Source organism: Micromonospora sp. AB353 (assembly GCF_049538395.1).
In the GTDB taxonomy this organism is placed as follows: Bacteria; Actinomycetota; Actinomycetes; order Mycobacteriales; family Micromonosporaceae; genus Micromonospora; species Micromonospora aurantiaca.
This window is the reverse complement of sequence record NZ_JBMVFV010000073.1, coordinates 21,756-29,100: the sequence shown is the minus strand read 5'-3', so window position 1 is coordinate 29,100 and position 7,345 is coordinate 21,756. Positions and strand designations below refer to the sequence as shown.

8 protein-coding genes are annotated in these 7,345 nt (G+C 72.9%); 5 read left to right on the top strand and 3 right to left on the bottom strand.

What is annotated here, in order from left to right; all coding sequences use genetic code 11:
• The first annotated feature begins 614 nt into the window (after positions 1–614).
• On the top strand, positions 615–941 hold the full coding sequence (locus ACPCK6_RS23935) for a hypothetical protein (protein WP_423482290.1): 327 nt from the start codon (positions 615–617) through the stop codon (positions 939–941).
• On the top strand, positions 938–1,588 hold the full coding sequence (locus tag ACPCK6_RS23930; RefSeq protein WP_071094961.1) for a nucleotidyl transferase AbiEii/AbiGii toxin family protein: 651 nt from the start codon (positions 938–940) through the stop codon (positions 1,586–1,588). Before ACPCK6_RS23935 ends, ACPCK6_RS23930 begins: the two co-directional genes overlap by 4 nt.
• A 21-nt stretch (positions 1,589–1,609) precedes the next feature.
• Here the strand turns inward: ACPCK6_RS23930 and ACPCK6_RS23925 are convergent, their stop codons facing one another.
• Positions 1,610–2,512 (bottom strand): SDR family oxidoreductase, encoded by a 903-nt coding sequence (locus tag ACPCK6_RS23925; RefSeq protein ID WP_396884442.1) that lies wholly within the window; start codon positions 2,510–2,512, stop codon positions 1,610–1,612.
• 150 nt (positions 2,513–2,662) lie between these two features.
• Between ACPCK6_RS23925 and ACPCK6_RS23920 the strand changes: the two genes are divergently transcribed.
• The gene (locus tag ACPCK6_RS23920) at positions 2,663–4,453 is read left to right on the top strand and encodes a bifunctional metallophosphatase/5'-nucleotidase (RefSeq protein ID WP_423482289.1); all 1,791 of its coding nucleotides are present in this window, start codon (positions 2,663–2,665) and stop codon (positions 4,451–4,453) included.
• A gap of 39 nt (positions 4,454–4,492) precedes the next feature.
• On the opposite strand, the gene ACPCK6_RS23915 is transcribed toward ACPCK6_RS23920, so the two are convergent.
• Positions 4,493–4,678, bottom strand: coding sequence for a hypothetical protein (locus ACPCK6_RS23915; RefSeq protein WP_318333922.1), 186 nt, complete (start codon positions 4,676–4,678; stop codon positions 4,493–4,495).
• Between the two features lie 95 nt (positions 4,679–4,773).
• Between ACPCK6_RS23915 and ACPCK6_RS23910 the strand changes: the two genes are divergently transcribed.
• Complete coding sequence (locus ACPCK6_RS23910) at positions 4,774–5,808, top strand: NAD(P)-dependent alcohol dehydrogenase (RefSeq protein ID WP_423482288.1); 1,035 nt, start codon at positions 4,774–4,776, stop codon at positions 5,806–5,808.
• Here the strand turns inward: ACPCK6_RS23910 and ACPCK6_RS23905 are convergent.
• Entirely contained in the window at positions 5,795–6,922 is a 1,128-nt protein-coding gene (locus ACPCK6_RS23905; protein WP_423482291.1) for a geranylgeranyl reductase family protein, read from the bottom strand. The genes ACPCK6_RS23910 and ACPCK6_RS23905 overlap by 14 nt on opposite strands.
• A 143-nt stretch (positions 6,923–7,065) precedes the next feature.
• Here ACPCK6_RS23905 and ACPCK6_RS23900 point away from each other — a divergent pair, with 143 nt between their 5' ends.
• The gene (locus ACPCK6_RS23900) at positions 7,066–7,302 is read left to right on the top strand and encodes a hypothetical protein (protein ID WP_013286401.1); all 237 of its coding nucleotides are present in this window, start codon (positions 7,066–7,068) and stop codon (positions 7,300–7,302) included.
• The last annotated feature ends 43 nt before the right edge of the window (positions 7,303–7,345 follow it).

Genomic DNA, 7,345 nt, shown 5'->3' with positions numbered 1-7,345 from the left:
AGCCCGCCGCCGATTCCGCCGCACGGGTGTCCCCGACCACCCCGAAACCGGACACCCGACGCAGCCTTGGACACCGCCCCCGACCCGCCAGCCCTCCCCCTCCGCCCGACGCACAGTCCCACCGCCTGCCGCCTGCTCCCGCCCCGCTCACGCTGCGCCCGCCAAGGCCCGGCGGCCCCTGCCGCGTCGATCATGAGGTTGACGGCACATGATGTCCGGTTTACCCCCGTCAACCTCATGATCGATTGGGAGGTCGGGCCGCCCGACGGCAGATCCGCCTGCAACGCAGGCCCCGGGCGGACGTCGCCGGTCGGTGGAGAGCCTTCGCGAGAGATCTTGGTACGGAACGGCCCCCGGAAGGGCGGGAACGTACCAAGATCTCCATCCGCCTGCCGAGGGCATCGCCGCGAGGCGGACGTCGGCGCGAGCCCGCCCCGGCGAACCTCACCAGGTCCGGCGCACAGGCCACCACGGGGATCTTGGAAGGAAACGGCCCTCATGGGGGCCGAAATCGTCCAAGATCTCCGGCGGAGAGCCGCGCGGGGCGGGCGCCGTGGGGGCGCTGCGCGGGAAGAGACGCGGGGAAAGGAACGGGTTGGGGTTACCCTGATGCCATGTCGGTCAGCGCGCACGCGTACCTCGCCCGTCCCGGGCGACCCGCCGTGGTGGCGCGCACCCTGGACGAGCTGACCGGTCCCACCACCGGCATCGTCGAGCTGCCGGTACGCCTGATGTGGAGCAGCGAACGCGCGTTCGACCTGGGCGACCCGGACGAGATGCTCTGGATGTACGAGAACGTGCTGCGCGAGACGACCCGGGTGGAGGATCTGCGCGAGCTGATCCACGCGGGCACGTTGCGCCGGTTGTGGCCGCTGCTCAACCTGCCCCGGGGCGTACGCCTGGCCTGGGAGGGCCGGCACCGGAGCCTGCGCGCCGCGTGACCCATCCGCACGACTTCTACCGGCAGGTGGCCCGGGTGGCGCTGGCCGCGGCCGGCCCGCACCGTTTCGTGCTCGGCGGCGGCGTGGCGTGGGCCGTCCACGGCCTGGTCACCCGCCCCACCGAGGACGTCGACCTGTTCGCCGACGTGGAGGGCGCCGCCGCGGCGGCCGCCGACGGGGTACGCGCGGCGCTGGAGCGCGCCGGGTACCGGGTGGCCGAGGTGGACCCGGGCGGCCTGGGCGAGGTGTTCGACGGCTTCGACCGGGATCTGCGGGACTTCGTGGTGAGCCGGGACGGCCGGCAGATCCGGCTGAGCCTGGCCCGCCTGGACCGGCACCGCAGCCCGGTGGTGATGGACCTCGGCCCGGTCATGGACGTGCGCGACCTGATCGCCAACAAGACCGCCGCGCTGGTGAACCGGCGGGAGGTACGCGACTACATCGACGTCTCCGCCGCGCTGGACCGGTACACGGTCGCGGAACTGCTGGAGCTGGCCCGGCAGGTCGATCCGGCGCTGGACGACGAGGACGTGCGCGCGGCGGGCCGCTACCTGGACGGGCTGGCCGACCGGCGGTTCACCCGCTACGGCCTGGACGCGCCGCGCATCGCCGAGGTCCGCCGCCGGATGGCCGCCTGGCCCCGCTGAGCAGCGGAACCAGGCGGCGGCTCACTTCGTCGGGCGGCCACCCGTGACGCCGAGGATCTCGCCGGTGACGTAGCTGGACTCCTGCGACGCGAAGTAGACGTACGCGGGCGCCAGCTCGGCCGGCTGACCGGGACGGCCCAGCGGCGTGTCGGTGCCGAACTGCTTCACCTTCTCGTCCGGCATGGTGGCCGGGATCAGCGGCGTCCAGATCGGGCCGGGCGCGACCGCGTTGACCCGGATGCCGCGCTCGGCCAGGTTCTGCGCGAGCGCCTTGGTGAAGTTGGCGATGGCGGCCTTGGTGGTGGCGTAGTCGAGCAGCTGCGGCGACGGGTCGAACGCCTGGATCGACGACGTGTTGATGATCGTCGAGCCCTCCTCCATGTGCGGTACCGCGAACTTGCAGAGCCAGAACATGGCGTACACGTTGGTCTTGAAGACCCGGTCGAACTGCTCGGTGGTGATGTCGAGCAGGCCGTTGTCCTGCGACATCTGGTACGCCGCGTTGTTGACCAGGATGTCGACGCCGCTGAGGTCGCGCACGGCCTGGTCGACGAGGGCGCGGCAGTTGGCCTCCTCGCGCAGGTCGCACCGGACCGCGACGCCGGTGCGCCCGGCCTGCTCGATCAGGGCGACCGTCTCCCGGGCGTCCTTCTCCTCCTCGTCGGCGAGGTAGGTGACGAGCACGTCGGCGCCCTCGCGGGCGAAGGCGATCGCCACGGCCCGGCCGATGCCGGAGTCACCGCCGGTGATGATCGCGCGCTTGCCGGTGAGCCGGTCACTGCCCCGGTACGACTCCTCGCCGTGGTCGGGCTTCGGCCCCATCTCCTGCTCGTTGCCGGGCGGCGTCTGCTGTTGCGACGGCTGGCCGTCGCGCTGTCCGTACTGCTCGGCCGGGTGCTGCTGGGTGAACTGGTCCTCGCTCATGGATGCGCCCCTACCCCGGTGACCGGCGGGAAAACAGCAGCCTGTGACCGGAAGGGAAACGATTCGGGCCGGTGTGGCGCAGGTGACATGTGGTGGTTATGGTGCGCAACGGCGCCCACGAGGCGCGTACCCCCATTGGAAAGGCACCTCATGACTTCCTCCTCCGGCGCCTCCCGGCGCCAGGTGCTGGCCGTCGCGGCCGCCGCCGCGACCGCTCCCCTGCTGGCCGGCGCGCCCGCCGAGGCGAAGCCGAAGCAGCCGAAGACCTGGGACCTGACGATCCTCGGCACGTCGGACACCCACGGCAACGTCTACAACTGGGACTACTACAAGGACGCCGAGTTCGACGACAGCAAGCACAACGACGTCGGCGTCGCGAAGCTCGCCACCCTGGTCAACCAGATCCGCGCCGAGCGCAAGGGCAGGGCCACGCTGGTCCTGGACGCCGGCGACACCATCCAGGGCACGCCGCTCGCCACGTACTACGCCAAGCAGGAGCCGATCACCAGCACCGGTGAGACGCACCCGATGGCCCGCGCCATGAACATCCTCAAGTACGACGCGGTGACGCTCGGCAACCACGAGTTCAACTACGGCCTGCCGCTGCTGGCGACCTGGATCGAGCAGCTCGGCTTCCCGGCCCTGGCCGCGAACGCGCTCAACGCGAAGACCGGCAGGCCGGCGTTCCTCCCGTACGTGATCAAGGAGGTCAGGCTCGGCGGGCACGGCGCGCCGAAGCTGCGCGTGGGCATCCTCGGCCTGACCAACCCCGGCGTGGCCATCTGGGACAAGGGCAACGTCGAGGGCCGCCTGGTCTTCGCCGACATGGTCGCCACCGCCGCGAAGTGGGTGCCGGAGATGCGCCGCCGCGGCGCCGACCTGGTCGTCATCTCCGCGCACGGCGGCGACAGCGGCACCTCCAGCTACGGCCCGGAGCTGCCGAACGAGAACCCGACCGCGCTGATCGCCGAGCAGGTCCCCGGCATCGACGCGATCCTGTTCGGCCACGCGCACAACGAGGTGCCGGAGAAGTTCGTCACCAACCTCACCACCGGCGAGCGGGTCCTCACCTCGGAGCCGTCGAAGTGGGGACAGCGGCTGACCCGGATGGACTTCACGCTGACCCGGGAGAAGGGCCGCTGGACGGTCACCGCCAAGTCGGCCACCACGCTCAACACCAACACCGTGGTCGAGGACCCGGCGGTGCTCGCGGCCGTGCGCGGCCAGCACACCAAGACCGTCGAGTACGTCAACCGGGTCGTCGCGCAGTCCAGCGTGGAGTTGTCGGCAGCCGAGTCGCGGTACAAGGACACCCCGATCCTCGACTTCATCAACCACGTCCAGACCGAGGTGGTCACCGCGGCCCTCGCGGGCGGCGAGTACGCGGGCCTGCCGGTGCTGTCCATCGCCGCGCCGTTCAGCCGTACCGCGGTGTTCCCGCAGGGCGACGTGCGCATCCGCGACGTGGCGGGCCTCTACGTGTACGACAACACGCTGGAGGCGGTCGTGCTGACCGGCGCCGAGGTGAAGGCGTACCTGGAGTACTCGGCGAAGTACTTCGTCACGCTGCCGGCGGGCGCGCCGGTGAACCCGGAGACGATCAGCGACCCGGCGGTGCCGGACTACAACTACGACGTGTTCTCCGGCGTCGACTACGACATCGACATCGCCAAGCCGGTCGGGCAGCGGATCACCCGCCTGGTGCTGGCCGGCACCGACACGCCGGTCGCGGCGGACGCCCGGTTCGTGGTGGCGGTGAACAACTACCGGCGCAGCGGCGGCGGCAACTTCCCGGGCATCGTGAAGACCCAGGTCTACAACGCCCAGCAGGAGATCCGCCAGCTGCTCATCGACTGGGCGCAGGCCAAGGGCGTCATCGACCCGGCCGACTTCTTCGTACCCAACTGGAAGCTGGTGCGCGACGGCGTGCCGGTCTTCTGACCGTGAGGCGGCGGGGCCCGGGCGGTTGCCCGGGCCCCGTCAGCCGCCCGCGCGCAGGTGCCACTCCGACTCCCCGCCGACCGGGTCCGGCCGGTCCGGCGGGGTCTCGGTCTCCACGGACCCCGTCAGGTCATCCGGGCGTACCCGGGCGGGCAGTTCGCCGAAGCGGACGTGCCGCAGGAACGCGTACTCCTCGTCGGTGAACGACTCGGCCGGCTCGCTCATGACCGCATTGTGCGCTCACCCGTCCCGTCTCCGCATCAACCGCTACGGCAGGGGTATGCCGCCGCGACGACCGTGGGCGACGAGGTGGAGGAGACATGCGCGCAGTACGGATGACCGCACCCGGGGTGCTGGAGCACACGGAGGTGCCCACGCCCGACGCCGGCCCCGGTGAGGTGCTGCTGCGCGTCGGCGCGGTCGGCGCCTGCCACTCCGACCTGCACATCCTCGACGCGCCGGCCGGGGTGTTCCCGGTCCCGATGACGCTCGGGCACGAGATCGCCGGCACCGTGGACACGGTCGGCGCCGGGGTGGAGGGCTGGTCGCCCGGCGACCGGGCCGCCGTCTACGGCATCATCGGCTGCGGCCGGTGCCGGGCCTGCCTGCGAGGCGAGGAGAACCGGTGCCGGGTCACGCCGGTCGGCGGGATCGGGCTCAGCCGCGACGGCGGGCTGGCCGAGTACGTGGTGGTGCCGGCGTCCCGGCTGCTGCCGGTCGGCGACATGGACCTGACCCAGGCGGCGCCGCTGACCGACGCCGGGCTGACCCCGTACCACGCGGTGGACCTGGCGCGGCCCCGGCTGCGACCGGGCACGTCCTGCGTGGTGATCGGCATCGGCGGCCTGGGCCACATGGGGTTGCAGATCCTGCTCGCCACCACCGCGGTACGGATCATCGCCGTGGACACGAACACCGCCGCGCTGGACCTGGCCGCCGGCCTGGGCGCCCACCACACGGTGCAGGCCGGCCCGGACGCGGTGGACAGGATCCGTGAACTCGTCGGGCCGGCGCCGGACGGCGCGGACGTGGTGCTCGACTTCGTCGGCGCGCAGCCCACGCTGGACACCGCCCGGCAGGTGGTCGCCACCGGCGGCCAGATCCTGCTGGTGGGCCTGGCCGGCGGCACGCTGCCGGTGCGGCCGGTCGCCGACGAGCCGCCGCCGGTGCCGCTGGAGACCGGCGTGGTGGTGCCGTTCTGGGGCACCCGATCCGAACTGCACGAGGTGATCGAGCTGGCCCGCGACGGCCGGCTGCACGCCGACGTGCACACGTTCCCCCTCGCGGAGGCGCCGCAGGCGTACGAGGCGCTGCGCCGGGGCGAGGTGCGGGGGCGGGCGGTCATCGTCCCCTGAGCGGTGGCAGGCGGTCGAGCAGCGCCAGCCCGGCCCGCACCGGCCGCCGGTCGAGCACCTCGGCGAAGCTCGCCCGCCCCTGGCAGAACCGGACGAACATCCGCCAGCCGGGTGGGCTCGCCAGCATCGCGTGGAACACGTCGGGCCGCCGCTCGAACACCTCCAGCAGCCGGTGCCCGGCGCGCATCTCCGGCGTCAGCCGCCGGTCGACCTCCCGGGCGTACGCGTCGAGGTCACCGGCGGCCACCGCCTCACCGGCCAGCCGGCCCGAGCGCAGCGCGTAGCTGATCCCCTCGCGGCTCCACGGCTCCAGCAGCCCGGCGGCGTCCCCGGCGACCAGCACCCGGCCGTGCCGCAGCGGGGAGTCCCCGGTGCGGCAGCGGGTCAGGTGGCCGGAGTCGTGCTCCGGCCTCACCCCGGCTAGGCCGAGCCGGTCGGTGAAGTCGCGCAGGTAGGCGCGGGTCCGGTCGCCGTCGCCCCGGGCGGATATGACGCCGACTGTGAGACGGTCGCCCTTGGGGAACACCCACGCGTACGAGCCGGGCAGCGGCCCCCAGTCGAGCAGCACCCGGCCGCGCCAGCGGTCCCGCTCGGCGGCGTCCACCGGCAGTTCCAGTTCCAGGCCGAGGTCGACCTGCCGGAAGCGCACCCCGACGTGGCGTGCCGTCACGCCGGACGAGCCGTCCGCGCCGATGACGGTACGGGCGCGTACCGTCTCACCGCCGGCCAGGCGCAGGCGTACCTCGTCGGGGTCCTGCTCGATCGCGCGGACCGCGACGCCCTCGCGGATCTGCGCCCCGGCGGCGACGGCGGCGGCGCGCAGCCGGTCGTCGAACTCCTCCCGGCGGATCATGGTGACCAGCGGCGCGGGGTGCCGGCGGGTGAACGCGCGTCGCCCGTCCCGGGTGAACGTGATCCGGTCGACCCGGTCGTGGGCGGGCACCTCGACACGCTCGGCTACCTCGGCGAGCGAGGTGCCGATCAGGCCGCCGCCGCACGTCTTGTACCGGGGGTGGGTGGCCCGTTCCACCACGAGCGTGCGGACGCCGGCCCGGGCCGCGGCGTGCGCGGCGGAGAGTCCGGCGGGCCCGCCGCCGACCACGACGAGATCCATGATCACGGGTGCAGCCTAGGGCACCGCCGTGCCGCGCCGCGCGGTACGACAGTCGAACGGGTGAGCATCATCGCGGCCCGTCCGGGTAACCGCCGGTCGCCGGCCGTCCGCGGGTCGGGCGGTCCACGCCGAGGAGGGAAGCGATGCCTCAGGTCCAGCTGTCTGCGGTCGAGGAACGGGTCTACCAGGCGGTGTCCGCGCTGGAGGTGCAGGGGCACGTCCCCTACCCGGACCTGATCGCCCAGGAGACCGGGATGACCGAGGAGGAGCTGCGCGAGCCGCTGCACTCGCTCACCGAGCGGGGGCTGCTGCACCGCGAGGACTCCCCGATGTCCGGCCTGGACTTCGGACCCCGGTGGTGCGCGCGCCAGATGGCGTGATCGAGTCGTTTGCCCCACCGGGCACCGGGTAGCGATCGGAGTC